This is a genomic window from Maritimibacter alkaliphilus HTCC2654 (assembly GCF_000152805.1).
GTDB classification, from domain to species: Bacteria; Pseudomonadota; Alphaproteobacteria; order Rhodobacterales; family Rhodobacteraceae; genus Maritimibacter; species Maritimibacter alkaliphilus.
Map to the genome: position 1 here is coordinate 2,881,914 of NZ_CH902578.1, position 24,274 is coordinate 2,906,187.

The window sequence follows — 24,274 nt, forward strand, 5'->3', positions numbered from 1 at the left end:
ATGCGCAACACCTTCATCGGTCGCAACCCGTCGATCCTGATCTTCCTCGCCGTGCTCGCGGTGTTCACTATCGCGATCACCTTCATGTCGGAAGCCTTCGGGGCCGGCGTCATCTCGACCTCGTTCGTCAAAACGCTGGGCAAGACGCTGTGCCTCGCACTCGTCGCCGTCGCGATGGACCTGATCTGGGGCTATGCGGGCATCCTGTCGCTGGGACACTTCGCCTTCTTCGGGTTGGGCGGCTACATGATCGGCATGTGGCTCATGTACGAGCGCACGAAAGAGATCGTGGCGGGTTCCATGGCGGGCAACCCGATCCCGCCGACCGAGCAGGAAATCGTGGACGGCATCGGCACGCAGATTTTCGGCGTCGTCGGGTCGTCCGAGTTTCCGATCATCTGGATGTTCGCGGATAGCCTGTTCCTGCAACTTGCGCTTGTCGTTCTGGTGCCCGGCCTGTTGGCGCTCGTCTTCGGCTGGCTGGCTTTCCGTTCGCGCGTCACCGGCGTCTACCTGTCGATCCTGACGCAGGCGATGACGCTGGCGCTTTCACTCTACCTCTTCCAGAACGACAGCGGGTTGCGCGGCAACAACGGCCTTTCGGGGCTTCAGAACCTGCCCGGCGTCACGGCCAGTCAGGACTTCGTGTCGATCTGGTTCTTCTGGGCCTCGGCGCTCGCGCTCGCCGTCGGTTACATCTTCGCGGCTTGGATCGTGTCGGGCAAGTTCGGCAGCGTCATTCGCGGCATTCGGGACAACGAGGCGCGGGTGCGATTCCTTGGTTACTCGGTCGAGGGCTACAAGCTGTTCCTTTTCACCGTCACCGCCATGATCGCGGGCATCGCCGGGGCGCTCTATTACCCGCAGGCGGGCATCATCAACCCGGCGGAAATCGCACCGATCGCGTCGATCTACTTGGCCGTTTGGGTCGCCATCGGCGGGCGCGGGCGGCTTTACGGTGCCGTGATCGGCGCGGTGTTCGTGTCGCTCGTCTCGACGTTCTTCACGGGCGGTCAGGCCCCCGACATCAACCTTGGCTTCTACACGATCCAATGGGTCGACTGGTGGACCATCCTTCTGGGCCTGTCCTTCGTCTTCGTCACGCTGTTCGCGCCCAAGGGCATCGGCGGGCTGTTCGACCTGATCGCTGACCGCCGCCACCCGGACCGTCACGGTGCCGACCTTGGGCCGGACAAAGGCTCGCTTCAGGAACGGGAGGCGACGGAATGAGCAGTCAGCTTCTGGAAGTGAACGGGATTTCCGTCACCTTCGACGGGTTCCGCGCGATCAACAACCTGTCGTTCAACATCGGTTCAGCCGAGTTGCGGGCGATCATCGGGCCGAACGGCGCAGGCAAGACGACTTTCATGGACATCGTGACCGGCAAGACCAAGCCCGACGAGGGCAAGGTGCTTTGGGGCGAGATGTCGAAGAACCTGATCGGCATGAACGAGGCTAAGATCGCGCAGGAAGGCATCGGGCGGAAGTTCCAAAAACCAACCGTGTTCGAGGATCAGTCGGTCGAGGACAACCTGCTGATGGCGCTGAAAAACAACCGAAAATCTTTTGCGGTGCTGTTCTGGAAGCCCACGGATGCCGACATGAACCGGGTGTCGGACCTGGCCGCCGAGATCGGGCTGTCGAACGAGTTGAAGCGCAAGTCGGGCGAACTTAGCCACGGGCAGAAGCAATGGCTCGAGATCGGGATGCTGCTGGCGCAGGAGCCGCGGCTGTTGCTGGTCGATGAACCGGCGGCGGGCATGACGCCTGAGGAGCGCGAGCATACGACCGACATCCTCGTCGAAGCCGCCAAGACCCGCGCGGTCGTTGTGGTCGAGCATGACATGGAATTCGTGCGGCGGCTCAATTGCAAGGTGACGGTGCTGCACGAAGGCTCGGTTCTGGCCGAGGGGTCATTGGACCATGTGACCGCGAACCAGCAGGTCATCGACGTTTATCTGGGGCGCTGAACATGCTGACGATCCGCGATTTCACATTGCACTACGGCCATTCCCAGATCCTGAACGGGATCGACCTTGATGCTTCGACGGGTGAAATCACCTGTGTTATGGGAACGAACGGGGTGGGGAAGACTTCGCTCATCCGGGCGATCTGCGGGCGGCACAACCGTTCGGGCGGAACGATGGAGCTGGACGGCGAGGCGCTGGGCGTGCTCCCCGCGCATGTGCTGGCGCAGAAAGGCATCGCGCTGGTGCCGCAGGGGCGCGAGATTTTCCCGCTTTTGACCGTGCGCGAGAATATGGAGACGGCGTTCGCCTGCCTTCCGAAAGGCGAGCACGAGGTGCCGGAGGCCATGTTCGAGCTCTTCCCCGTGCTCAAGGAAATGCAGAACCGGCGCGGCGGCGACCTCTCGGGTGGGCAACAGCAGCAGTTGGCCATCGCCCGCGCGCTGATCACCAAGCCGAAGCTTCTGCTTCTCGACGAGCCGACCGAAGGCATTCAACCCAATATCATCCAGCAGATCGGGCGTGTCATCAAACTCCTGCGGGACGAGGGCAATATGGCCATCGTGCTGGTCGAGCAGTTTTTCGACTTCGCGCATGATCTTGGCGACCGCTTCGTCGTGCTGCGGCGGGGCGCGGTCACGCTGGCGGGGCCGAAGGGCGAAGTCACGCGCGAGCAGCTTCTCAAGGGTGTTTCGGTCTGACGACCTTTCACTGGGCCTGATCCGTGGCTAACCTTCGCAAAAGCCGAAAGGACGCCCGATGGTTCAGACAATTCCCGCCGGTATCGCCAAGGTGCTCGACCGTCTTCATACCGAGGCCGCCGAAGATGCCGGGCGCTGGCAGGCACGCGTCGGCACGACCGACCCAGCCACGCTCAAGGCGGGGGGCGGCGATCTGGTGCGGCTTGGGGAGTTCTACCTTGCCGTCACGCCCGACGAAGGGCGGCTTCTGCATATTCTCGCGCGCACGAAGGGGGCGGCGAACGTCGTGGAGTTCGGGGCGTCCTACGGGTTGAGTTCGCTATACCTCGCCGCCGCGCTGACGGGGCGGGGCGGGCGGCTCACGACGACCGAGGTGCACCCGGACAAATGCGCCGCCCTGCGCCAGACATTCGACGAGGCGGGAGTGACCGATACCGTCACCCTTCTCGAAGGGGATGCGCGCGAGACGCTGGCCGATGTCGAAGGACCGATCGACATGCTGGTTCTGGACGGCTGGAAAAGCATGTATCTGCCCGTGCACGACCTTCTGCGCCCGCGCCTTGCCCCCGGTTGCCTGATCGTCGCGGACAATATCGACCACGAGGCCGCCGCCGATTACCTCGCCTTCGTGCGTGGTCCGGACAGCGGGATGATGACCACGGTGATCGGCGATCTTGCGTTGAGTTACGTGGTTCAATGAGCGTCGAGGCGGTTCTGTCCTATTGCTTCCCGGATGGTCTGGACGCGGACCTCGACCGGCATCTGGACTACTGGGGCTGGATGATGCGTGGGGGTGCGGATGCGGGTATCGTGGAGCGGTTCGCCCATCTCGTCCCGGATGCGGCCGAGGGGGCGCTCGATGACTGGGCCGCGACACCGCGGGGGCGGCTCGCTCTGATCCTCGTGCTGGACCAGTTTCCGCGCTCTCTCTACCGCGACGACCCGCGCGCCTACGCGACCGACCCGTTGGCGCTGGCGCTTGCCGAGGACGGGATCGCCAACGGGGATTTCGCCGCGCTGGAACATCCGTGGGAGCGGACGCTGTTTGCGCTTCCGCTCGTCCATGCCGAGGGGCCGGATCACGCGGGACGTGCGGCTTTGAACGAACGTCTCGCGCTTGAAACGCTCGACATGGCGCCAGAGGTGCTGAAACCCGCCTACGCGTTCTGTCTGGCGCAATCGCGGCGTCACCGCGCAGTGATCGACAGGTTCGGACGCCACCCGCATCGGAACGCCGTCCTCGGGCGCGAAAGCACACCGGACGAGGCGGCCTATATCGCGGATGGGACGTTCCCGCACCAGCACGCCATCGACGTGTGATCCGAATCGCGGTCACGACAGGCGCTAACCCGACCCCCCTGAGCCCCTCTCGAGTGACGATCTCCTGCCAGTTCCGCGTGTGAGCTTGGCCGCCGAAACCCGGTTGCCAGGTGCGATGAAAATTTGTGCGCCTGCCTCGGCCCGGCAAGTTTCGCAGATATTTCCGAAAGGTAGTCGGGGGCGCGTTCCGCTTCCGCATATGCCCCGAAATTTGACGCTGGACGCGTGCGAGTCTGGTGGTCCAGAGTGGCCTACGGCTGGGAGCAGCCATCAAACAAAATCAACCGGCAGACGCGGCGAGGCGTGATTGAAGAGGCGAAAGTTATCGCTTTTTCAATGCGTTATTTCTGCGCCTGCCAAGGACCGGTGACGGCCGGGGGCCGCCTTTGGGGCGCATGGAACGCCGTTGCCAAAGCACTGGGGGACCCACTCACATGACGCTCATTCTCGGCTGGCCCGACGCCACCGAAAACACCCGCCGGATCGGCTTTCGCCCGGCTGCCAAATCGCAGCGCAAGACCGATGCGCCGGTGCGGGCGAACAACGGTGAAAGCCATTGGCTTTGCGCCGCCCCGACGGGCGCGGGAAAGACACGCGGATTCGTCATTCCCCAACTGCTCGACTACCCCGGATCCGCCGTGGTCGTGGACGTGAAGGGCGAGATTGCGCAGGTCACGGCTCGCTACCGCCGCCAAATCGGTGAGGTGCTTGTCATCGACCCATTCAAGACCGTCACGCAAGGCGGCGACACCTTCAACCCGCTCGCCCATCTGGACACCGATGACCCGGATTATGCCGACGACATCTTCACGCTGTCGGATCTGTTCAACAATCAGACGATCGACAAGGACCGGTTCTGGGACGACAGCGCGCAGAACGTGATCGCCGGGCTGATGGCGGCTGTCGTCCATCTCGCCAAGAAAAGCGGCAAGGACGCGGCGTATTTTCACGAGATTCATGAGAAGTTCCACACCGAGAACCGGATGTACGAGCTTGCCAAAATGCTCGACCTGAACGGCGACCTGCCACCGCTGGCCAGTGCCTTTATCGGGCAATTCCTTTCCACGAACGAAACCACGCGCGCCAGCATCGCGGCGGTCGTGGCGCAGCAGTTGCGGATGCTGGCGAGCCCCGGCGTGCAGCACAGTTTCGCGGGCGATACCGGCGCGGTGGATCGCTTGATCGAAGGGCGGCCCGTCACGGTCTATATCGTTTTGCGGCCCGACCGCCTGTCCTCACATTCCGGGTTTGTGCGGATCATCCTGACCGCGATCATGCAGCGGCTGATGCGCCGGATCACGCGCCCGCGCCATCCGACCCTGTTCCTTGTCGACGAGGCCGCACAACTCGGCAAGCTGGCCAGTCTGGAGACGGCTGTGACGCTGGGGCGTGGCTATGGAATCCGCGTCGCCATGCTGGTGCAGAGCCTGTCGCAACTCGAACGGGCCTATGGCGAGGGCCACAAGGTATTTCTCGAGAACATGGCACTGATGACGATGGGACCGCCGAACAACATGGCCGCCTCGCGCGCATTGGCCGAATTCGGTTTCGGAGACGCCACAGCCGAGGCGGTTCATGCGCTGACGCGCGGGCAGGTGATGGTCAAGGACGCCGGTGTGCCGACGCGCCGGTTGAGAAAGCTTGATTACCTCAGCGACAAGGCGTTCGCGGGCCGGTTCGATCCGAATCCGGCCTATGGTCCGCCCTGCGACAATTCGGGCGAACAGCTACGGCTGTTCGGGTGATACGATGGGGCCGTGGCAACACGGGGGACGTCATGGCGAAAGACAAGGTGATCGTTCAAAGCTCGCTCGGGATACTGTGGTTCGCGGGGTGGCTGTTCACCCTCGGCTTCCTGCATCTCGGCTTCTTCAAGGGCATCCTCGCCCTATTGCTCTGGCCTTACTACATCGGGATCGAGATGGCGCCGGGCGGCACGGATTAGAACATCCCGTTCGGGTTCGCGCTCTCGCTGGGCAGGACCTGAAGCACATCCCAGTGCTCGACGATCTTTCCGTGTTCGTCGAGCCGGAAGATGTCGATCCCGGCGTATTCGAGGCCTTCGGGCCAGATCTGGTGGCAATGCAGGATCACCCGGTCGCCCTCGGCCCAGGCGCCTTTGAACAGGACTTCCTTGCCCGGATAGTCACGCGCCATGCGTTCGAAATAGGCGATGAAACCGTCCTTGCCGGTCGCGACGTGGGGATTGTGCTGGATGTATTCCACGCCGACGTATCGCTCGATCGCCTCGCGGGGGCGGCAATCGTTGAACATCATGGCGTAGAACTCCATGACGTTGCGCTTGTTCGTGTCGAGGTCGGGCATATCGGCTCCTCCGGGTCTGCCCGACCCTAGCACGTTTCCGGGGTCAGCCCAGAAGGCGCCTTGCGATGGTGTTATCCAAGAAGCCGTCTCGCAATCACTTGTGCCTGAATCTCGGCGGCACCCTCGAAGATATTCAGGATGCGCGCGTCGCAGAGGATTCGGCTGATCTGGTATTCCAGCGCAAAACCGTTGCCGCCGTGAATCTGAAGCGCGTTGTCGGCGCAGGCCCAAGCCACGCGGGCACCCAGCAGCTTTGCCATCCCGGCCTCGAGGTCGCAGCGGCGGTCGTTATCCTTTTCCCATGCCGAGAAATAGGTGAGCTGGCGCGCCACCATGATCTCGACCGCCATCATGGCGAGCTTGCCGGCCACACGGGGGAAATTGATGAGCGACTTGCCGAACTGTTTGCGGTCGATGGCATACTGCATGCCCACTTCCAGCGCCGATTGCGCCACGCCGATGGCGCGGGCGGCGGTCTGGATGCGGGCGGATTCGAACGTCTGCATGAGTTGCTTGAAGCCCTGACCCTCTGCGCCACCCAGAAGGTTGGCGGCGGGCACCTTGAACCCGTCGAAGCCCAGTTCGAATTCCTTCATGCCGCGGTAGCCCAGCACCTCGATCTCGCCGCCGGTCATGCCCTCGGTCGGGAAAGGGTTTTCGTCCGTGCCCGGCTCTTTCTCGGCCAGGAACATCGACAGACCCTTGTAATTGTCGGTCGACGGATCGGTGCGGGCCAGAAGCGTCATGACGCTCGCCCGTGCGGCATGTGTGATCCACGTCTTGTTGCCGGTCACGGTGTAGGTGTCGCCGTCCTTGACCGCCCGCGTGCGCAGGCTGCCGAGGTCCGATCCGGTGTTGGGCTCGGTGAACACGGCGGTCGGCAACACCTCGCCCGAGGCGATCTTGGGAAGCCATGTCGATTTCTGCTCGTCCGTTCCGCCCGCGAGGATGAGTTCCGCCGCGATCTCGGACCGGGTGCCCAATGAGCCGACTCCGATGTAGCCGCGCGAAAGTTCCTCGGACACGACGACCATCGAGGCCTTGGACAGGCCGAGGCCGCCGAGGTTTTCCGGGATGGTCAGGCCGAAGACGCCCATTTCGGCCAGTTCCTCGATCACTTCCATCGGGATCAGATCGTCCTTCAGGTGCCACTCATGCGCGTGCGGCACGACTTTCTCGTCCGCGTAGCGGCGGAACTGCTCCCGGATCATCTCGAGCTCTTCGTCCAGCCCCGAGGCGCCGAAGGTCGCGTGGCCGGCGTTGTCCTGCATTAGCTCGACAAGCCGCATCCGCGCGGCCTGCGTGTTGCCCCCAGCCACCAGCGTCATGACGGCGGGCTGCATCATCGCGCCGATGTCCTGCGGGGCGAGGCCCATGTCGATCAGCTTGGCGGTTTCATTCTGGCTCATCGGGATGCCGCCCTGAATCTGCCAGAGGTATTCTCCGAAAGCGATCTGAAGCAGAAGTTGCTCCATTTCGCCGAGCCGTCCCTCGCCGTCCAGTTTGACGGCCCAGGCGCGGGTCTGGCGCAGCGCCTCGACATAGGTGGCGAGCCACGCGAGTGCATGAGCGGCGAACTGGTGTTCCTCAAGCAGAGCCGCCGACACCTTTCCGTCTTGCGAAACCGTCTCGCGCACCTTGGCGGTCGCGGCCTCCAGAACGCCCTCGACCGGGGCGAGCGCCTCGCCGGTCAGGGTCAGAAGATCGTCCAGCAGCGGCTTTGTCATGGCGGCGTCCTTGGGCATGTCAGTCTCCGGTGAATCTATCTCGTCGGTGATATGTAGTTTGCAGGTGCAGCGCAACATTAATTCGCGAACGCTTGTCCAATGGTATGAAAATGTCGCGGATGAATTGGGCTGCATGTGGCCGGCAACCAGCGTAGGAGGAGGCATGGACCTGTTCGATGTGTTCTCAGACATGGCCGCGACCACCCTGATCGCGGCGACGCTCATCATCCTGTTCGCGGGCTTCGTGAAAGGCGCGGTCGGCTTCGCCATGCCGATGATCATGATTTCCGGGCTGGGGTCCATCCTGCCGCCCGAAACGGCGCTGGCCGCGTTGATCGTGCCCACGCTGGTCACGAATATCCGGCAGGCCTCACGCGGCGGATGGGCCGCAGCTTGGCAATCGGTGAAGGATTATCGCGTGTTCCTGATCGCGATGCTGATCCTGCTGGTCCTGTCGGCGCAGCTTGTCGGCGTGATTTCTTCCAAGGCCCTGTTCCTCGTGATCGGCGTGCCGCTGGTCGCGTTCGCCGTTCTGCAACTCGCGGGCTTCGCGCTCCGCCTCGATCCCGAAAACCGGACCCGTGACGAGGCTTTGATGGGGGGATTTGCGGGCTTTCTTGGCGGTATGTCCGGCATCTGGGGGCCGCCGACGGTGATGTATCTGACGGCCACCGATGCACCCAAATCGGCCGCGATGCGGGTGCAGGGGGTGATATACGGCATCGGGTCGATCGCGCTTCTGCTCGCACATCTTCGGTCTGGCGTGCTGAACCCCTCGACGCTCCCGCTGTCGATTGCGGCGGTCGGGCCTGCACTGATCGGCATGTGGATCGGCTTCAAGCTGCATGACCGGATGCCGCAGGCGACCTTCCGGCGGGCGATGTTGCTCGTGCTGGTCGTCGCCGGATTGAACCTGATCCGCCGTGGGTTGTTCGGTTGAACCTCAGCTCATCAAGGCCGGGCCTCGGCACATATCGGCGCTGATGAAGCTGTCTTCCGGCGGGACGATGGTGAATTCCTGCGACAGCACCATTTCGCCGTCGATTTCGACCCCGATGGTCCAGGTGCCGATGGCGACCTCGTACGGGAAATCGAAAGTGAACAGGGAGGCGTTCGCGCTGTCGTCGTAGACGGTCGTCGCGTAACGCTCCACCGTGACCGGAGGGGAGCCGAACGGCGGGTGCTCGGTGACGATATAGGCGGTGCGCGCGCCCATCCCTTCCTGCAACTGGAACCTCACACCGAAGCCGATGCCCAGTTCGCCGGGGATGATCGTGGTGTGAAAGTCGGCGGTCAGCTCACCGTCGATCAGGTCGATGTAGCCGCGTTCGGTTCCCGGCGCCTCTTCGCGGCCCGAGGCTTCGCGGGGGCAGAAGATGCCGGCCTCCACGAAAATCATCGGGTCTTTCACGACGCGTGCGTTCTCGGCCCAAGCGCCATGGGCCAGAAGCGCGAACGCCCCGCCGGTAAGGGCGAGGCGTCCGACAGATCTGGTTGCACCGATCAGCATCAGCCGATGGCGGCGGCTTTGACGTCGTCGTCGATGTATTCGAGGTATTGTTCGAAGTTCTCGGCGAACATCTTGACCAGTTTCTCGGCCTGCGCGTCGTAGGAGTTCTTATCGTCCCACGTGCGGCGCGGGTCGAGCAGAACCTCGGCGACGCCGTCGACGTATTTCGGCACCTCGAACCCGAAGTTCGGGTCTTTGCGGTATTCGGCGTCCGACAGCGAGCCATCCAGCGCCGCGGCGAGCAGAGTGCGGGTCGCCTTGATCGGCATGCGCGAACCAACGCCATAGGCGCCGCCGGTCCAGCCGGTGTTGACGAGCCAGCAGGTCGCGCCGTGCTTCGCGATCTTGTCCTGAAGCAGCTTGCCGTATTCCTCGGGACGACGCGGCATGAACGGCGCGCCGAAACAGGTCGAGAAGGTCGGGATCGGCTCGGTCACGCCCACTTCGGTGCCCGGCGTCTTCGAGGTGAAGCCTGACAGGAAGTGATACATCGCCTGCGCCGGGGTCAGCCGCGCGATCGGCGGCAGGACACCGTAGGCGTCGCAGGTGAGCATGATGATGTTCTTCGGGTGCCCGCCCAGCGACGAATTCGACGCGTTCGAGATGTAGTGCAGAGGGTAGGCGCAGCGCATGTTGTCGGTGATCGAGTTGTCCTCGAAGTCGAGTTCCTTGGTGTCCTCGTCGTAGACCATGTTCTCGATCACGGTGCCGAACATCGAGCAGGTGGCGTAGATCTCCGGCTCGGCCTCGGCGGACAGGTTGATCGTCTTGGCATAGCAGCCGCCTTCGAAGTTGAAGGTGCCGCGATCCGACCAGCCGTGTTCGTCGTCACCGATCAGAACGCGGGTCTCGTCGGCGGACAGGGTCGTCTTGCCGGTGCCCGAGAGGCCGAAGAAGATCGCGGTGTCGACCGGGTTGCCCGGTGCGTGGTTCGCCGAACAATGCATCGCCATGATGCCCTTTCCGGGCAGGATGTAGTTGAGAAGCGTGAAGACCGACTTCTTGTTCTCGCCCGCATATTCGGTGCCGCCGATCAGGATGATCTTCTTGGCGAAGTTCAGCGCGATGACGGTTTCCGACCGGCAGCCGTGCTTGTCGGCATCCGCCTTGAACGACGGGCAGTTGATGATCGTGAACTCGGGCACGAAATCATCCAGCTCGTCGCGTTCAGGGCGCCGCAGCATGTGGCGGATGAACAGGTTGTGCCAGGCAAGCTCGGTCACGAGGCGCACGTCCAGACGGTTCGCGGGGTCCGCGCCACCGAACAGGTCCTGCACGAAATAGTCGCGGCCCTTCATGTGCTCGATCATGTCGGCGTAGAGCACATCGAACTTGGCCGGGTCCATCGGCTTGTTGTTCTCCCACCAGATCGAATCCTCGACGTCCGGGGTGCGGACCACGAACTTGTCCTTGGGTGAACGACCTGTGTGCTTGCCGGTCTCGACCAACATCGTGCCGCCCTTGCCGAGGTGGCCTTCGCCACGCTTCAGCGCTTCTTCGATCAGCGAGGGTTCGATGAGGTTGTAATAGACGTTGCCAAGCCCCGTGATGCCTTGCTCCTCCAAACGGTACGAAGGGTTCACCCGTCCAATGGTCATCTCGTGTGCTCCTGTTACCGGCCCACCGCCGGCCTTTATGATAGTGCTAGGGGGCCCATACGCCTAACGGGAAAAAGAGCCTCCACCACGGTGCCGGTGCAGCAGCGTGTGGAGCGGCTATAACATGCAGTTTTCGTGTAGGAACAGGGCGCTTTGTCGCGTTAGCGCAAGCAATGCGGCTGTTTGCGCAACCACCAGTGGAACCGTCTCCGGACCCGCCACAAATCAGCCAAAATTAACCCCTATTGGTGCTGAATAGACGCATTCCGGTGGCCGATTCGCACTTGGGAGTTGATTCTGCACGAGAAAGTGGATTCTATGAGTGCAAAAAATTGGCAGAAACGAGCAGAACAAGGACATCTCAAATGTCGAAGATTGCCCTGGTGGACGACGACAGGAATATCCTGACGTCGGTTTCCATTACACTTGAGGCCGAAGGCTTCGAGGTTGAAACGTATAATGACGGTCAGCAGGCGCTCGACGCCTTCAACAAGGCGCTTCCGGACATGGCCGTGTTCGACATCAAGATGCCGCGCATGGATGGCATGGACCTGCTTCAGCGGGTGCGCCAGAAAACGAACATGCCGGTGATCTTCCTCACCTCCAAGGACGACGAGATCGACGAAGTGCTCGGTCTGCGCATGGGGGCCGACGATTACGTGAAGAAGCCGTTCTCGCAGCGTCTTCTCGTCGAACGCATCCGCGCGCTCCTGCGCCGTCAGGAGGCGATCGAGGGCGTGGTCATGCCCGACACCGAAGAAAACAAGGTCATGCAGCGCGGCAACCTGTCGATGGACCCGCTGCGCCATGCCGTGACGTGGAAGGGCAAGGACGTGTCTCTGACCGTCACTGAATTCCTTTTGCTTCAGGCGCTTGCACAGCGTCCGGGCTTCGTGAAAAGCCGCGATCAGCTGATGGACGTGGCCTATGACGATCAGGTTTACGTGGACGACCGCACCATCGACAGCCACATCAAGCGGCTGCGCAAGAAGATGCGGACTGTGGATGACGAGTTCTCTGCAATTGAGACGTTGTACGGCATTGGGTATCGTTACAACGAAGAATGATGGCTAGGCGGGGGGCAACCGCCCGAGCGGAGTGAACTTGGTGCGTGACACCGACACCGTATCTGACGGCGCTGACGTGGTGCTGGGCGAAGACTGGGTCGATCCCCAGTCTTCGGTCGACGTCGAATTGCGCGACTCCCGCCGCCGGCGGAAGGCGATTTCCGTCAATCGTTCACCGCTCGCCCGCAAGATCATCACATTCAACCTGCTCGGCCTCGTCGTTCTCGTGGCCGGGGTTCTGTACCTCAATCCGGTGCGCGACAGCCTCGTCGCGCAGCGGGAGCGGGCCTTGGTCAGCACCGCCGAGCTTCTGGCCGAGGTGTTCGTCGTTCAGCAGTCCGTGGGCATCGCGCCGACCGTTCCGGGCACATCCCCCGATGCGGCCGATGCGCCGGACACCCAGCCCGAAGTCGATGGCGGCCTCACACCCGAACTTGTGCGGGACATTCTGGCCGAAACCAATATCTACGACAGCGGCGACATCGTCGTCTTCGATGCCGCGGGTGAGGTGCTGGGCACGAACGAAGGCATTCCGCGGACCGACCGCCCGGCGGTCGTCGGGCTGGAAAGCGACGAACGATCCACCATCATCACCGATTTCCTCTCGAAGGTGTGGGAGGCCGTTGCGGGCCTGATCGCCGCGCAATCGACCGAGCCGCCGATGCCGGTGGACAGCGTGGCGCTGGCGAAGGAATTGCTGCCCGACGTCTACAACGGCAACACGCGGATCAAAGGCGGGCAGGACGCGAGCGGGGCGACCCGATTCACCGTCGTCACGCCGATTACCGTCGACGGCGCGGTGCGTGGCGCGGTTGCGCTGACGTCCGTGGGCGGGGAACTGGACGCGCTGGTGCGGGCGGAACGCGAGCAGGTGCTCCAGATGTTCGTGATCGCCATCCTCGTCTCGATCGGCCTCTCGCTGGTCCTTGCTTCGACCATCGCGAACCCGCTGGCCGATCTGGCCGCCGCCGCCGAGATCGGGCGCGACAAGAATGCTCAGGCCGCCGTGAACGCAGGCCGGGTGCGTATCCCCGACCTGTCGGGCCGACCTGACGAAATCGGCCGCCTGTCCAAAGCGTTGCGCGGCATGGTCTCGGCGCTCTACGACCGGATCGACGCGAACGAGCAGTTCGCGGCCGACGTGGCGCACGAGATCAAGAACCCGCTCGCCTCGCTCCGCTCCGCCGTCGGCACCCTGCGGCTCGCCCGCAAGGACGAACAGCGTGAACGCCTGCTGGACGTGATCGACCACGACGTGCGCCGACTCGATCGTCTGGTGTCCGACATTTCCAACGCCTCGCGGCTCGACTCTGAGCTTGTGAAGGAAGAGGAAGAGCCGTTCGACCTCATCAAGATGATCCGCAACCTGACCGAATACCTCGGCAACGAGGCGGAAGGGAAAGGCGTCGACTTCATTTCCGATTTGCCGTCGGAAAGCATCGTGATCCACGGCCTCGAAGCGCGGCTCGCACAGGTTTTCGTCAACCTCATCACCAACGCGCTGTCGTTCTGTGAAGAAGGCGACGCGATCCGCGTCTGGGCGCGCCACCGCGACAACCGCGTTCTGGTGGTGGTCGAGGATACCGGCCCGGGCATCCCGGAAGAGGCCCTGACCAAGATCTTCAACCGCTTCTATTCCGAACGCCCCGAGGGCCAGTTCGGCAACAACTCCGGTCTCGGCCTCGCCATCTCCAAGCAGATCGTCGAGGCGCATGGCGGCGTGATCTGGGCCGAGAACATCCGCCCGACCGATGCCGACATCACCTCGGAACCGTTGGGCGCACGCTTCGTCGTCGGTCTGCCGGTTTGACCCCGGCGCCTCCGCGCCAATCCAAAGACATCCTTCACGCCACCTCGGTCGCGGTCGACGGCAAGGCCGTCCTCATCACCGGCCCGTCCGGCAGCGGCAAGTCGGGACTGGCGCTCGACCTGATCGCCTACGGCGCGGTGTTGATCTCGGACGACCTGACCCGCGTGACCTCGGACGAAGGCGGCTGGCCCGTCGCGCTGGGCACCGGCCGGATGACCGGCGTCATCGAAGCGCGCGGCATCGGTCTTGTCACCGTCCCGCACGCAGTCAGTGCGCCGATTTCCCTGATCGTCGATCTGTCGCACACCGAGACCGCGCGCCTGCCGGCGCCGCGCCGGACCGAGCTTCTGGGATCACGGATCGTCACGGTGTCGCGGGTTGACACCCCGCACTTCGCCGCATCCATCATGGCCCTGATGAAAGGTGGGTTGGTTCAATGAGCGATCAGGGTCCAGGCGAGGTTTCGCCCCGTGTCGTGCTCGTCACCGGGCCATCCGGTGCCGGGCGGACGACGGCGCTCAGGGTGTTCGAAGACCTCGGATACGAGATCATCGACAACCTGCCCATCAGCATGATCCCGCGCCTGTTCACCGGCGCGGCCCCCGAGCATCCCATCGCGCTCGGTATAGACGTTCGGAACCGCGATTTTTCGACCCATGCCATTCTCGACCTGATCGATGCGGGCGAAGCGGGCTGGTCGGACCGAATTCAGGTTCTGTATCTAGATTGCCGCCCCGATGTTCTGGTGAACCGCTATTCGGAAACCCGACGGCGCCATCCCGTTTCACCGAACGAGACGCCTGAGGCCGGGATCGCCAAGGAAATCGACCTGCTGCAACCGATCCGCATCCGGGCCGACGTGCTGATCGACACGTCCGAAATGTCTCCGCACGACCTGAAATCCGAGCTGCTTGCGGTCTTTGAGGCAGGCGAGGACGCGAACCTCTCGGTGTCGGTGCAGAGCTTTTCCTACAAACGCGGGGTTCCGCGCGGTCTGGACCTCGTGTTCGACGTCCGTTTTCTGCGCAATCCGCATTGGGACCCGACCCTTCGGGGGCTCACCGGCCAGTCCGAAGGTGTCGTCGACTATGTGACCGCCGACGAGCGGTTCGTGCCGTTCTTCGACAAGACCCGCGACCTGATCGAATTCCTGCTTCCGGCCTACCGGGACGAGGGGAAATCTCACCTCGCGATCGGCTTCGGATGCACCGGCGGGCGTCACCGTTCGGTTACCCTTGCGGAAAGAATGGCCAAGGCCCTTGCAGACAAGGGCTGGCAAGTGTCAATTAGGCACCGGGAGCTCGAGCGTCAGGGGGGCGGTGGCGCATAGGGCAAGGGATCAGAACTCGAGGTTCATCGCGTGATCGGAATCGTGATCGTTGCGCATGGCGGCCTTGCCGGTGAATACCTGTCTGCGGTCGAACACGTCGTCGGTAAACTTGAGGCCGTGCGGGCGATAAGAATCGCCGCCGATTGCGACCGTGGTCGCAAGCGGGCCGAGATCATGGCCGCCGCCGATGCGGTCGACCACGGCGATGGCGTGATCGTTGTCGTGGATATGTTCGGTGGATCGCCGTCGAACCTGTCGTTGCCGGCTTGTGCGGGGCGCAACCGCAAGATCCTGTACGGCGCGAACCTTCCCATGCTTGTCAAACTGGCGAAAACCCGCCACGGAACGGTGGAGGAGGCGACACGGGCAGCATTGGCCGCCGGTCGCAAGTACATTGACGCCATCGACGGCGTGCAGGCGGAGGACACGCATCCATGAGCACGTCGCTCGCACGCAAGATGAAGATCGTGAACGAAAAGGGCCTGCATGCCCGCGCATCCGCGAAATTCGTCGATGTCGTCGAAAACCACGATGCGCGCGCCCGCGTCTCCAAGGACGGGATGGAGGCCGAGGGCGACTCGATCATGGGTCTGCTCATGCTCGCCGCGTCGCGGGGGAGCGAGATCGAGGTCGAGACCTCGGGGCCACAGGCCGAGGCGCTTATGGAGGCGCTCGATGCGCTCGTGGCTGACAAATTCGGCGAAGGCATGTAGAAACACGTCTTGCGCGAGTCGAGAACAAAGGGGGCATCCCGTTTGGATCAATCTGTAAACACCGTTGCGCGGGCCCGGGCGGCCCGCCGTGCCGCATCCGATCGGAGTGATGCGGCCAGGCAGGGTGAGCAGTATTCGCCTGAAAAGCCTGCCCTTGGACACACCTATACCAAGCGCGACCTCAGCTACGCCGACACCTTCGACAACAAGGTGCAGGCCCGTCTCATCCGCTGGATGGAAATGCTGACCGGCAAGCTGATGATCTTCCACATGATCAACAAGTTCGAGAAGCTCGGCGCGCCGACCGGTATCGACTTCTGGTCCGGTGCGATGAAGGCGATGGGGATCGACGTCAACACGCCGAAAGAGCAGTACCTGAACATCCCGAAAGAGGGCCCCGTGGTGGTCGTGGCCAATCATACGCATGGCCTTGTCGACGGTATGGTGCTGGGCGACATGATCTCGCGCGTGCGGCCGGACTTTCAGATCCTGACGCGCTCGGTCCTGACCGGGCTTGACGAAGTCGCGTCGTCCTTCCTGATCCCGGTTCCGTTTCCGCATGACCCGGATGCGCAGGAAAAGGGCAAGGAAATGCGGGCGCAGGCGCTGGAACGACTCAAGTCCGGCGGTGTCATTGCGGTGTTTCCGTCAGGTGTCGTCGCGGCGTCGGAAACGTGGTGGGGACCGCCCGTCGAGGCGGAGTGGAACCTGTTCACGGCGCAGTTGATCCGTAAGACGGGCGCGACGGTCGTTCCGATCAAATTCCATGGTCGCAACACCCGCGCCTACAACATCGCGAACAAGGTGTCCGCGACGATGCGGCAAGGGCTCTTGATCCATGAGATCGTCCGGGCCTGCAATCAGCCACATGCCCCGACGATCGGCAAGGCGATCACGCCGGACGAGGTCGACGAGAAATGGACGAGCCCGCGCGAGTTCATCAAGTGGCTGCGCGAGCATACGCTGTCTTTGAAATCCTGAGGTTCGGGGCGCGCGCGGCCTGAACGCCGCTTCGGTCAGCGCGTCGGGACCGGCACGTCGCCGCGATAGTCGTAGAACCCGCGCCCGGTCTTACGCCCGAGCCAACCGGCCTCGACGTATTTCGTCAGCAGCGGGCAGGGGCGGTACTTGGTGTCCGCCAGCCCGTCATGCAGCACGTTCATGATCGCCAGACAGGTGTCGAGACCGATAAAGTCGGCCAGTTCCAGCGGCCCCATCGGATGATTTGCGCCCAGTTTCATCGACTGGTCGATCGACTTCACCGAACCGACGCCTTCGTAAAGCGTATAGACCGCCTCGTTTATCATCGGCATCAGGATGCGGTTCACGATGAAGGCCGGGAAATCCTCGGCGCTCGCGGCGGTCTTGCCAAGGTTCTCGACCACCTCCTGACAGGCTTCGAAAGTCGCCTGATCGGTGGCGATCCCGCGGATGAGTTCGACGAGCTGCATGACCGGAACCGGGTTCATGAAGTGGAATCCCATGAACTTTTCCGGCCGGTCGGTGCGCGAGGCGAGGCGCGTGATCGAGATCGACGAGGTGTTGGACGTCAGGATCGTCTCGGGTCCGAGATGCGGCAGCAGATCCTCGAAGATCGCCTGTTTGACCGTTTCACGCTCGGTCGCCGCCTCGATAATCAGGTCGGAAGGGCCAAGGTCGGTCAGCGTCAGCGTCGTCTTGATGCGGGCCATCGCGGCGTCCGCGTCCGACTGCGAAATCTTGTCGCGCGACACCTGCCGTTCGAGGTTCTTGCGCACGGTGTCGAGTGCGGCGTCGAGCGCATCCTGGCTGATGTCCGTAAGCAGAACGTCGTACCCGGCCAGTGCCATCACATGCGCGATGCCATTGCCCATCTGCCCTGCGCCGACCACGCCCACCGTCTTGATTGCCATTTGCGACCCTTCCACTTGTCTGACGGACCATAGGCGCGGGCGGGTTCAGGGGGCAAGACCCCGCCGTTAACCGTGCCGCCAGAAAAGACCCCTCCCGGCCCGGCTGTCTTTAAGTGTTTGGCAACGAGTCCCTGACAGATTGTCTGTCGGGTGAAAAAATGGAGTGGGTGGAATGGCCTATGAAAACCTGGGCGAGAGTGCCCTTGACTATGTCCCGTGCCGGTACGGGAAATCCAAACTGTTGTTCCGGGGACCGAAGCGCAAGTTGACGGCGCCTTACGTCGCGATGATCGGAGGGACCGAGACCTACGGAAAATTCGTCGAGACGCCGTTTCCGGCGCTGACGGAAAGCGTGCTCGACATGCCGGTGGTCAACCTTGGCTGCGTCAATGCAGGGATCGACGTGTTTTCGCAGGACCGGACGGTCGTGGACATCTGTTCCAAGGCCGAGGTGACGGTCGTGCAGGTTACCGGCGCGCAGAATATGTCGAACCGGTTCTACGCGGTGCATCCCCGGCGCAACGACAGGTTCCTGCGGGCCTCGAACCTGCTGAAAACGATCTACCGCGAGGTCGATTTCACCGAGTTCAACTTCACGCGCCATCTGCTCACGGCACTTCGCGCGACCTCGGCGGAAAAGTTCGCCATGGTCGAGCAGGAATTGCGCGAGGCGTGGGTCGCGCGGATGAAGACGTTGGTGTCGCGGATCGACAGCCGGGTGGTGCTTCTATGGCTTTCGAGCCATGCGCCGGACCGGGCCGAGACTGACACTGCGGACGGGGCCGACCCGCTTTTCGTCGACAGCGACATGCTGGATGCGGTGGCCCCGTTCGTCGAGGAGATCGTCGAGGTGGTGGTGACACCGGAAGAAATCGTCGATGGATTCGCGGGCCTTGCCTTCAACGAGTTCGAGGAACCCGTGGCGCGCGGCATGCTGGGCACCGTCGCACATGCAAGGGCGGCCGCCGCGCTGGATGCGTCGCTCCGGCGATTGCTCTGATCCAATCAAAAAAGGCCCGCCGATCCGGCGGGCCTTTTCGTTGTGCATGTCGCCTGCGCGCCCTGTGCGGAGGGCGCAAGAACGCCTTTCCGGCTCAGAGCTTTTCGATCATCTCCGGGACGGCGGTGAAGAGGTCGGCGACGAGGCCGTAGTCGGCGACCTGGAAGATCGGGGCCTCTTCGTCCTTGTTGATCGCGACGATGACCTTGGAGTCCTTCATGCCCGCGAGGTGCTGAATGGCACCCGAGATGCCGACGGCGACGTAGAGTTCCGGTGCGACGACCTTGCCGGTCTGGCCCACCTGCCAGTCGTTCGGGGCGAAGCCCGAGTCGACCGCGGCGCGCGAGGCACCGACGGCGGCGCCCAGCTTGTCGGCCAGCTTTTCGATCAGCGCGAAGTCCTCTTCCGAGCCGACGCCACGGCCGCCCGACACGACGATGCCCGCCGAGGTCAGTTCCGGGCGGTCGCTTTCGGCCACCTTGTCCTCGACCCATTCGGATTTGCCCGAGGCATCCGGCGCGCCGATGGTCTCGACACTCGCCGAACCGCCGTCGCCGGCCGCGTCGAAGGTCGAGGTCCGGAAGGTGATAACCTTCTTTTCATCTTTCGACTTTACGGTCTGGATCGCGTTCCCGGCGTAGACCGGGCGTTCGAACGTATCGGCATCCACAACGGCGGAGGCATCCGAGATCACCATCACATCCAGAAGCGCGGCCACGCGCGGCATGATGTTCTTCGCGTCCGTCGTCGCGGGCGCGCAGATGTGCGAGTAATCCCCGGCGAGCGAGACGATGAGGTCCGCGGTCGCCTCGGCAAGGCGGTGGCCGAGGCTGTCGCCTTCCGCGACCAGCACCTTGGCCACACCGTCGATCTTGGACGCGGCCTCACCGGCGGCAGCGGCCGAGGCGCCGGCGCAGAGCACGGTCACATCGCCAAGCGCCTTGGCGGCGGTGACGGCTTTCGCGGTGGCGTCCAGCGCGAGTTCGCCGGAGTTGACTTCGGCAAGAAGCAGAACGGCCATCACACGACCCCCTTTTCTTTGAGTTTCGACACGAGCTCATCGACGCTCTCGACCTTGATGCCCGCCGACCGCACCGGCGGCTCGGCGGTCTTGACCACCTCGAGGCGGGGCGCGACGTCGACGCCGTAATCGGCGGCGGTCTTTTCGTCCAAGGGCTTCTTCTTGGCCTTCATGATGTTGGGCAGCGACGCATAGCGCGGCTCGTTGAGGCGCAGGTCGGCGGTGACGATGGCGGGCAGGCCCACCTTGATCGTCTGGAGACCGCCATCGACTTCGCGCGTCACGGTGGCCGCGTCGCCGTCAATGTCGAGCTCCGAGGCAAAAGTCGCCTGACCCCAGCCGAGCAGGGCGGCCAGCATCTGGCCGGTCGCGTTCATGTCGTTGTCGATCGCCTGCTTGCCGGCGATGACCAGCTTGGGCTGCTCTTCGTCCACGATCGCCTTCAGGATCTTGGCGACCGCAAGCGGCTCGATATCGGTGTGAACGTCGTCGGCCGCCACCACGAGGATCGCGCGGTCAGCCCCCATCGCCAGCGCCGTGCGCAGCGTTTCCTGCGCCTGTTTCACGCCGATCGAAACCGCGACCACTTCCTCGGCCTTGCCCGCTTCCTTCAACCGGATCGCCTCTTCCACCGCAATCTCGTCGAAGGGGTTCATCGACATCTTAACATTCGCAAGATCGACACCGGAGCCGTCGGACTTAACCTTCGCCTTCACGTTGTAGTCGATCACGCGCTTCACAGGCACAAGCACCTTCATGAGCGTTCTCTCCCGTTGCGCCCCACCGGGGCAGTTGTCTGGGGCATGGTGTAGCGAGAATGTCGGGGGCGTCACAATGCCAAAGCGACCAAAAGTTGCGCTGCGACGCCGCGTTTCGGGGAATTGTGATACGGTGGCGTGACGTCAAATCGGCATGGGAGCGCAAACATGGAGAAGGTCACGGGAATCGGGGGCGTGTTCTTTCGGTCGAACGATCCGACCGCGCTGGCGAACTGGTATCGCGACATGCTCGGCGTGAACCTCGTGCCGCAGGATGCCGATGGAATGCCGTGGATGCAGGAGGCGGGGCCGACCGTGTTCGCACCTTTCGCCGCCGACACCGATTACTTCGGTCGCGACAGCCAGCAATTCATGCTGAATTTCCGCGTGGCCGATCTGGATGCGATGCTCGCCCAGTTGCGTGGCGCGGGGATCGAGGTCAGCCACGAACAGGCGATGGACGGCATCGGTCGTTTCGCGCGCGTGCACGATCCGGAGGGCAATCCGATCGAGTTGTGGGAACCCGCCGGCTAGGGGTTTAGGTTCGGCAACAGCCGCGCTACCGTCCGCGTCAGGAGGTGCCCATGGTCACATTGCCGAATGCCGCCATCGTCGAATCGCGTGCCAAACTGATTATTGGTCTGGTCGGTGACTATTCGTTGGATACCCGGGGCGAGATCCCGAAACTCTACGAGCAGTTCTTCGCCATTCGGGACGGGATCAAGCATCGCGTCTCGGACGTGCTGTACGGGATTTCGATGGGCGCAAAGCCGGATGGTTCGTTCCGCTATGGCGTGGGGATCGAGGTCGAAGAGGCCGAAGATCTGCCCGAAGGCGCGTGTGAAATGCACCTCGTCGATGGCGAATACGTCGTCTTCTCGCAGCGCACGCCGATTGCCGAACTGCCCGCGCGCTTCGACGCCGTCTTTGCCGAGTGGTTGCCGCAGTCGGATTTCGTGCAGCGTGAGGGTGCGGTGTTCGAATGCTATCCGGACGACGACAGCCCGGAAGACGGCAAGATGCTTTACGAGATCTGGGTGCCGGTCGCGCCGAAGTAATCAGCCCTGCTGTTTCAGCAGGCGCTGTTTCTGGCGATTCCAGTCCTTCTTGGCGGTATCCGCGCGCTTGTCGTGGACCTTCTTACCTTTCGCGATGCCGACCTTCATCTTCGCGATGCCGCGATGGTTGAAGTAAAGCACCAAAGGCACGATCGTCATGCCCTTGCGTTGGGTGTCGTTCCACAGGCGCGCCAATTCCTTTTTTGAACACAGAAGCTTGCGGCGCCGACGCTCTTCGTGCCCAAAGGTCTTGGCCTGCTCGTAGGGCGCGATATAGCCGTTGACCAGCCACAGCTCTCCGTCCTCCACCGCCGCATAGCTTTCGGCGATGTTGGCGGAGTTCACCCGCAGGCTTTTCACCTCGGACCCTTCCAGCACGATGCCGACTTCGAGATCGTCCTCGATCGCATAGTCGAAACGCGCCCGCCGGTTCTCGGCGATCACCTTGTAGTTCTTGTTTTCATCGGTCTTGGCCATCGACCCCATGTAGGCGGGCGCGCCTCGCCTGTCCAGAGTGGCGCCGGGATGGTATGATCGGGGCTATTGGAACAGAGATTTCGGGGGGAGCCATGTTCAGGAGGTTATTTCTTGCGGCGAGTGCCGCGTTGCTCGCGGCACCGCTCTGGGCCGAGGAAAATCCGGCGCCCGCCACGGCGGACGGTTTCGACTTCGACAGGGTCAGCCCCATTCAGGTGCGCTATTCCGGTTCGCTCGCGGATGGGACGTTCACGATCACGATCCTGCCGGGGTGGGTCGCCGTGAACGGCGGGACGGATGGGGCGATCTACGGCGATTTCGCAGGCGGAGACATCTGGATCGCCGACGACAAAAACGGACGGTTGATTTCGCTATCGGGCGCGGCGGCGATACGTGATGCGACCGGCGGCGACGAGATCAGATCGACGCAGGCGTTGGACGAAGCCTTCGCAGAGATGGAAGCCATCCTTCAGGAGCGGCTGGAGGGCGTGCCCGAGGATCAGAGGCCCGCGATGGAACAGGCGATGCGCGACGCGATGGGCCTGCCCCCGATGATCGAAACGGTGGGCGGGGAAGCCATGTCGCTCAACATCTACGAGCTATCGGATTTTCAGGACGATCAGGGCCGCGACGTCTATCGGGCCGAGGCCCGGTCGGGTGGAGAGCTTGCCCGAAGCTTCGAGCTTGTCGGGCTGGGCGATGTGCCGGAGGCCGGGAATGTCGTGAAAGCCGTGGCGCTGCTGGTCGCGATGCACAGGCAGATCATGGGGGATGACCTGCCGGGCGAAAGCCTGATCCTCGACCTTCTGGCCGTGGGGGCCACCTATTTCATCATCTCGGCCACGGACCATCGGTCCGGCGAAAGCTGGAAGCTGGAGGGGATCAGGCCCTATGCGCTGGGTGCGGCCCCGGGTGGCGCCGATGCATTGCACAAGGCTATGGCCAGCGACGGGTGATCGCTGGCCGCAGCGCGTGAAATCAGTTCAGAAGGCCCGCGTGACGCATGGCGCTGTCCATGGCCGCCTTGGTCTCGTCCGACAGGGCCATGAGCGGCAGACGCACGTCCTCTTCGATAAGGCCAAGCTTGGACATGCCGTATTTCGCGCCCGACACGCCCGGCTCCATGAAGATCGCGCGATGCAGCGGCATCAGCCGGTCCGCGATTTCCAGCGCGGTGCCGTAGTCGCCCGCCAGCGTGGCGTTCTGCATCTCGGCACAGAGTTTCGGGGCCACGTTCGCGGTCACCGAGATGCACCCGACTCCGCCCATGGCGTTGAAGCCGTGCGCCGTCGCATCCTCGCCGGAAAGCTGGATGAAATCCTTGCCGCAGAGGTCGCGCTGCCAGGCCACGCGGGCCAGATCGCCCGTCGCGTCCTTCACGCCCACGATCATCTCGTGCTTTGCCAGTTCGGCCATGGTCGCCGGGGTCATATCGACCGCCGAGCGTCCGGGGATGTTGTAGATGATGATCGGCAGGCCGACCTCGGCAATGGCGAGGAAATGCGCGATCAGCCCGGTCTGGGTGGGCTTGTTGTAGTAAGGCGTCACGACGAGCGCGGCATCCGCCCCGGCCTTTTTCGCGTGCTCGGTGAAGTGCAGCGCCTCGACCGTGTTGTTCGATCCGGTGCCCGCGATCACTTTGATCCGGCCATCGACGGCTTTGACCACCTCGTCGACCACCATCAGGTGCTCTTCGTGCAGAAGCGTGGGGCTTTCGCCGGTCGTGCCGACGGGGACGAGCCCGTGCGAGCCTTGCTCGATATGCCAGTCCACGAGCCGTTTGAGCGCATCGACATCCACCTTGCCGTCCTTGAACGGCGTCACAAGGGCCGGAATCGAACCTTTCAGCATGTCACGCTCCTGTTGCTATCTTCGTCCGTGGAAGGGCACGCGAGTCGCGCCCTGGTAAAACGCGGCGGAAACTAGCCGCAGTTGAACCAAATGCCAAGAATGTGTGTTGCGAGAACGATTTGGCGGGCTAGGTATGCGGACATGACGAG

The 24,274-nt window shown here is 63.1% G+C and carries 29 protein-coding genes; 20 read left to right on the forward strand and 9 right to left on the reverse strand.

Annotated elements, in window-relative coordinates; all coding sequences use genetic code 11:
- The 8 genes from urtC (at nt 1) to RB2654_RS23720 (ending at nt 5,933) form a co-directional block, all read left to right on the forward strand.
- Nucleotides 1–1,230, forward strand: a complete 1,230-nt coding sequence (urtC, locus tag RB2654_RS14965) for an urea ABC transporter permease subunit UrtC (protein WP_008333363.1) — start codon at nt 1–3, stop codon at nt 1,228–1,230.
- Complete coding sequence (gene urtD, locus RB2654_RS14970; RefSeq protein ID WP_008333364.1) at nt 1,227–1,970, forward strand: urea ABC transporter ATP-binding protein UrtD; 744 nt, start codon at nt 1,227–1,229, stop codon at nt 1,968–1,970. The genes urtC and urtD overlap by 4 nt, the downstream gene beginning before the upstream one ends.
- A 2-nt stretch (nt 1,971–1,972) precedes the next feature.
- The gene (gene urtE / locus RB2654_RS14975) at nt 1,973–2,668 is read left to right on the forward strand and encodes an urea ABC transporter ATP-binding subunit UrtE (protein WP_008333365.1); all 696 of its coding nucleotides are present in this window, start codon (nt 1,973–1,975) and stop codon (nt 2,666–2,668) included.
- A gap of 58 nt (nt 2,669–2,726) precedes the next feature.
- Nucleotides 2,727–3,368 (forward strand): O-methyltransferase, encoded by a 642-nt coding sequence (locus tag RB2654_RS14980; protein ID WP_008333366.1) that lies wholly within the window; start codon nt 2,727–2,729, stop codon nt 3,366–3,368.
- On the forward strand, nt 3,365–3,988 hold the full coding sequence (locus RB2654_RS14985) for a DUF924 family protein (protein WP_008333367.1): 624 nt from the start codon (nt 3,365–3,367) through the stop codon (nt 3,986–3,988). Before RB2654_RS14980 ends, RB2654_RS14985 begins: the two co-directional genes overlap by 4 nt.
- A gap of 246 nt (nt 3,989–4,234) precedes the next feature.
- Entirely contained in the window at nt 4,235–4,426 is a 192-nt protein-coding gene (locus RB2654_RS23595; protein ID WP_161600698.1) for a hypothetical protein, read from the forward strand.
- Nucleotides 4,423–5,733 (forward strand): type IV secretory system conjugative DNA transfer family protein, encoded by a 1,311-nt coding sequence (locus RB2654_RS14990; RefSeq protein WP_008333368.1) that lies wholly within the window; start codon nt 4,423–4,425, stop codon nt 5,731–5,733. The genes RB2654_RS23595 and RB2654_RS14990 overlap by 4 nt, the downstream gene beginning before the upstream one ends.
- Before the next feature lie 32 nt (nt 5,734–5,765).
- A complete protein-coding gene (locus RB2654_RS23720; RefSeq protein ID WP_008333370.1) occupies nt 5,766–5,933 on the forward strand; it encodes a hypothetical protein in 168 nt (55 codons plus the stop codon).
- On the opposite strand, the gene RB2654_RS14995 is transcribed toward RB2654_RS23720, so the two are convergent.
- Both RB2654_RS14995 and RB2654_RS15000 read right to left on the reverse strand, forming a co-directional pair.
- The gene (locus tag RB2654_RS14995) at nt 5,930–6,313 is read right to left on the reverse strand and encodes a nuclear transport factor 2 family protein (RefSeq protein WP_008333372.1); all 384 of its coding nucleotides are present in this window, start codon (nt 6,311–6,313) and stop codon (nt 5,930–5,932) included. The genes RB2654_RS23720 and RB2654_RS14995 overlap by 4 nt on opposite strands.
- A 71-nt stretch (nt 6,314–6,384) precedes the next feature.
- Nucleotides 6,385–8,058 (reverse strand): acyl-CoA dehydrogenase family protein, encoded by a 1,674-nt coding sequence (locus RB2654_RS15000; RefSeq protein WP_040885044.1) that lies wholly within the window; start codon nt 8,056–8,058, stop codon nt 6,385–6,387.
- Nucleotides 8,059–8,203: 145 nt separating this feature from the next.
- Between RB2654_RS15000 and RB2654_RS15005 the strand changes: the two genes are divergently transcribed.
- Nucleotides 8,204–8,980 carry a sulfite exporter TauE/SafE family protein gene (locus RB2654_RS15005; RefSeq protein ID WP_008333376.1) on the forward strand — a complete coding sequence of 259 codons (777 nt, stop codon included), beginning with the start codon at nt 8,204–8,206 and terminating at the stop codon, nt 8,978–8,980.
- Between the two features lie 3 nt (nt 8,981–8,983).
- On the opposite strand, the gene RB2654_RS15010 is transcribed toward RB2654_RS15005, so the two are convergent.
- Complete coding sequence (locus tag RB2654_RS15010) at nt 8,984–9,550, reverse strand: DUF3859 domain-containing protein (protein ID WP_008333378.1); 567 nt, start codon at nt 9,548–9,550, stop codon at nt 8,984–8,986.
- A complete protein-coding gene (locus RB2654_RS15015) occupies nt 9,550–11,148 on the reverse strand; it encodes a phosphoenolpyruvate carboxykinase (protein ID WP_040885046.1) in 1,599 nt (532 codons plus the stop codon). The genes RB2654_RS15010 and RB2654_RS15015 overlap by 1 nt, the downstream gene beginning before the upstream one ends.
- A 365-nt stretch (nt 11,149–11,513) precedes the next feature.
- Between RB2654_RS15015 and RB2654_RS15020 the strand changes: the two genes are divergently transcribed.
- The 7 genes from RB2654_RS15020 to RB2654_RS15050 are packed head-to-tail and all read left to right on the forward strand — an operon-like array spanning nt 11,514 to nt 17,049.
- Nucleotides 11,514–12,215: a response regulator transcription factor gene (locus RB2654_RS15020; protein ID WP_008333383.1), complete on the forward strand. Its 702-nt coding sequence runs from the start codon at nt 11,514–11,516 to the stop codon at nt 12,213–12,215.
- Between the two features lie 31 nt (nt 12,216–12,246).
- On the forward strand, nt 12,247–14,025 hold the full coding sequence (locus RB2654_RS15025; protein WP_008333385.1) for a sensor histidine kinase: 1,779 nt from the start codon (nt 12,247–12,249) through the stop codon (nt 14,023–14,025).
- Nucleotides 14,022–14,465 carry an HPr kinase/phosphorylase gene (locus RB2654_RS15030; protein ID WP_008333387.1) on the forward strand — a complete coding sequence of 148 codons (444 nt, stop codon included), beginning with the start codon at nt 14,022–14,024 and terminating at the stop codon, nt 14,463–14,465. The genes RB2654_RS15025 and RB2654_RS15030 overlap by 4 nt, the downstream gene beginning before the upstream one ends.
- Nucleotides 14,462–15,355, forward strand: coding sequence for an RNase adapter RapZ (gene rapZ, locus RB2654_RS15035; RefSeq protein ID WP_008333390.1), 894 nt, complete (start codon nt 14,462–14,464; stop codon nt 15,353–15,355). The genes RB2654_RS15030 and rapZ overlap by 4 nt, the downstream gene beginning before the upstream one ends.
- Nucleotides 15,356–15,385: 30 nt before the next feature.
- On the forward strand, nt 15,386–15,793 hold the full coding sequence (locus RB2654_RS15040; protein WP_008333392.1) for a PTS sugar transporter subunit IIA: 408 nt from the start codon (nt 15,386–15,388) through the stop codon (nt 15,791–15,793).
- On the forward strand, nt 15,790–16,068 hold the full coding sequence (locus tag RB2654_RS15045; protein WP_008333394.1) for an HPr family phosphocarrier protein: 279 nt from the start codon (nt 15,790–15,792) through the stop codon (nt 16,066–16,068). Before RB2654_RS15040 ends, RB2654_RS15045 begins: the two co-directional genes overlap by 4 nt.
- 42 nt (nt 16,069–16,110) lie before the next feature.
- Nucleotides 16,111–17,049 (forward strand): lysophospholipid acyltransferase family protein, encoded by a 939-nt coding sequence (locus tag RB2654_RS15050; RefSeq protein ID WP_008333396.1) that lies wholly within the window; start codon nt 16,111–16,113, stop codon nt 17,047–17,049.
- Between the two features lie 35 nt (nt 17,050–17,084).
- Here the strand turns inward: RB2654_RS15050 and RB2654_RS15055 are convergent, their stop codons facing one another.
- Nucleotides 17,085–17,960, reverse strand: coding sequence for a 3-hydroxybutyryl-CoA dehydrogenase (locus RB2654_RS15055; RefSeq protein WP_040885048.1), 876 nt, complete (start codon nt 17,958–17,960; stop codon nt 17,085–17,087).
- 172 nt (nt 17,961–18,132) lie between these two features.
- On the opposite strand from RB2654_RS15055, the gene RB2654_RS15060 reads away from it, so the two are divergent.
- Nucleotides 18,133–18,960, forward strand: a complete 828-nt coding sequence (locus RB2654_RS15060) for a DUF6473 family protein (protein WP_008333399.1) — start codon at nt 18,133–18,135, stop codon at nt 18,958–18,960.
- A gap of 94 nt (nt 18,961–19,054) precedes the next feature.
- Here the strand turns inward: RB2654_RS15060 and RB2654_RS15065 are convergent, their stop codons facing one another.
- Together RB2654_RS15065 and RB2654_RS15070 are read right to left on the reverse strand one after the other, a co-directional pair.
- Nucleotides 19,055–19,981: an electron transfer flavoprotein subunit alpha/FixB family protein gene (locus RB2654_RS15065; protein ID WP_008333404.1), complete on the reverse strand. Its 927-nt coding sequence runs from the start codon at nt 19,979–19,981 to the stop codon at nt 19,055–19,057.
- Nucleotides 19,981–20,739 carry an electron transfer flavoprotein subunit beta/FixA family protein gene (locus RB2654_RS15070; RefSeq protein ID WP_008333406.1) on the reverse strand — a complete coding sequence of 253 codons (759 nt, stop codon included), beginning with the start codon at nt 20,737–20,739 and terminating at the stop codon, nt 19,981–19,983. Before RB2654_RS15070 ends, RB2654_RS15065 begins: the two co-directional genes overlap by 1 nt.
- A gap of 168 nt (nt 20,740–20,907) precedes the next feature.
- On the opposite strand from RB2654_RS15070, the gene RB2654_RS15075 reads away from it, so the two are divergent.
- Together RB2654_RS15075 and RB2654_RS15080 are read left to right on the forward strand one after the other, a co-directional pair.
- Nucleotides 20,908–21,273 (forward strand): VOC family protein, encoded by a 366-nt coding sequence (locus RB2654_RS15075; RefSeq protein WP_008333407.1) that lies wholly within the window; start codon nt 20,908–20,910, stop codon nt 21,271–21,273.
- 50 nt (nt 21,274–21,323) lie between these two features.
- Complete coding sequence (locus tag RB2654_RS15080; protein WP_008333408.1) at nt 21,324–21,797, forward strand: GyrI-like domain-containing protein; 474 nt, start codon at nt 21,324–21,326, stop codon at nt 21,795–21,797.
- On the opposite strand, the gene smpB is transcribed toward RB2654_RS15080, so the two are convergent.
- Nucleotides 21,798–22,274 carry an SsrA-binding protein SmpB gene (gene smpB / locus RB2654_RS15085; protein WP_040885747.1) on the reverse strand — a complete coding sequence of 159 codons (477 nt, stop codon included), beginning with the start codon at nt 22,272–22,274 and terminating at the stop codon, nt 21,798–21,800. It abuts the gene before it with no gap.
- 92 nt (nt 22,275–22,366) lie between these two features.
- On the opposite strand from smpB, the gene RB2654_RS15090 reads away from it, so the two are divergent.
- Nucleotides 22,367–23,230, forward strand: coding sequence for a hypothetical protein (locus RB2654_RS15090; RefSeq protein ID WP_148912572.1), 864 nt, complete (start codon nt 22,367–22,369; stop codon nt 23,228–23,230).
- A gap of 22 nt (nt 23,231–23,252) precedes the next feature.
- Here the strand turns inward: RB2654_RS15090 and dapA are convergent, their stop codons facing one another.
- A complete protein-coding gene (dapA, locus tag RB2654_RS15095; protein ID WP_008333415.1) occupies nt 23,253–24,125 on the reverse strand; it encodes a 4-hydroxy-tetrahydrodipicolinate synthase in 873 nt (290 codons plus the stop codon).
- Nucleotides 24,126–24,274 lie beyond the last annotated feature (149 nt).

Excerpts from the sequence above, each read along its gene's own strand:
- urtC (WP_008333363.1), top strand. The coding sequence starts at position 1 with ATGCGCAACACCTTCATCGGTCGCAACCCGTCGATCCTGATCTTCCTC.
- urtD (WP_008333364.1), top strand. The coding sequence starts at position 1,227 with ATGAGCAGTCAGCTTCTGGAAGTGAACGGGATTTCCGTCACCTTCGAC.
- urtE (WP_008333365.1), top strand. The coding sequence starts at position 1,973 with ATGCTGACGATCCGCGATTTCACATTGCACTACGGCCATTCCCAGATC.
- RB2654_RS14980 (WP_008333366.1), top strand. The coding sequence starts at position 2,727 with ATGGTTCAGACAATTCCCGCCGGTATCGCCAAGGTGCTCGACCGTCTT.
- RB2654_RS14985 (WP_008333367.1), top strand. The coding sequence starts at position 3,365 with ATGAGCGTCGAGGCGGTTCTGTCCTATTGCTTCCCGGATGGTCTGGAC.
- RB2654_RS14990 (WP_008333368.1), top strand. The coding sequence starts at position 4,423 with ATGACGCTCATTCTCGGCTGGCCCGACGCCACCGAAAACACCCGCCGG.
- RB2654_RS23720 (WP_008333370.1), top strand. The coding sequence starts at position 5,766 with ATGGCGAAAGACAAGGTGATCGTTCAAAGCTCGCTCGGGATACTGTGG.
- RB2654_RS14995 (WP_008333372.1), bottom strand. The coding sequence starts at position 6,313 with ATGCCCGACCTCGACACGAACAAGCGCAACGTCATGGAGTTCTACGCC.
- RB2654_RS15000 (WP_040885044.1), bottom strand. The coding sequence starts at position 8,058 with ATGCCCAAGGACGCCGCCATGACAAAGCCGCTGCTGGACGATCTTCTG.
- RB2654_RS15005 (WP_008333376.1), top strand. The coding sequence starts at position 8,204 with ATGGACCTGTTCGATGTGTTCTCAGACATGGCCGCGACCACCCTGATC.
- RB2654_RS15010 (WP_008333378.1), bottom strand. The coding sequence starts at position 9,550 with ATGCTGATCGGTGCAACCAGATCTGTCGGACGCCTCGCCCTTACCGGC.
- RB2654_RS15015 (WP_040885046.1), bottom strand. The coding sequence starts at position 11,148 with ATGACCATTGGACGGGTGAACCCTTCGTACCGTTTGGAGGAGCAAGGC.
- RB2654_RS15020 (WP_008333383.1), top strand. The coding sequence starts at position 11,514 with ATGTCGAAGATTGCCCTGGTGGACGACGACAGGAATATCCTGACGTCG.
- rapZ (WP_008333390.1), top strand. The coding sequence starts at position 14,462 with ATGAGCGATCAGGGTCCAGGCGAGGTTTCGCCCCGTGTCGTGCTCGTC.
- RB2654_RS15045 (WP_008333394.1), top strand. The coding sequence starts at position 15,790 with ATGAGCACGTCGCTCGCACGCAAGATGAAGATCGTGAACGAAAAGGGC.
- RB2654_RS15055 (WP_040885048.1), bottom strand. The coding sequence starts at position 17,960 with ATGGCAATCAAGACGGTGGGCGTGGTCGGCGCAGGGCAGATGGGCAAT.
- RB2654_RS15060 (WP_008333399.1), top strand. The coding sequence starts at position 18,133 with ATGGCCTATGAAAACCTGGGCGAGAGTGCCCTTGACTATGTCCCGTGC.
- RB2654_RS15065 (WP_008333404.1), bottom strand. The coding sequence starts at position 19,981 with ATGGCCGTTCTGCTTCTTGCCGAAGTCAACTCCGGCGAACTCGCGCTG.
- RB2654_RS15070 (WP_008333406.1), bottom strand. The coding sequence starts at position 20,739 with ATGAAGGTGCTTGTGCCTGTGAAGCGCGTGATCGACTACAACGTGAAG.
- RB2654_RS15075 (WP_008333407.1), top strand. The coding sequence starts at position 20,908 with ATGGAGAAGGTCACGGGAATCGGGGGCGTGTTCTTTCGGTCGAACGAT.
- RB2654_RS15080 (WP_008333408.1), top strand. The coding sequence starts at position 21,324 with ATGGTCACATTGCCGAATGCCGCCATCGTCGAATCGCGTGCCAAACTG.
- smpB (WP_040885747.1), bottom strand. The coding sequence starts at position 22,274 with ATGGCCAAGACCGATGAAAACAAGAACTACAAGGTGATCGCCGAGAAC.
- RB2654_RS15090 (WP_148912572.1), top strand. The coding sequence starts at position 22,367 with ATGTTCAGGAGGTTATTTCTTGCGGCGAGTGCCGCGTTGCTCGCGGCA.
- dapA (WP_008333415.1), bottom strand. The coding sequence starts at position 24,125 with ATGCTGAAAGGTTCGATTCCGGCCCTTGTGACGCCGTTCAAGGACGGC.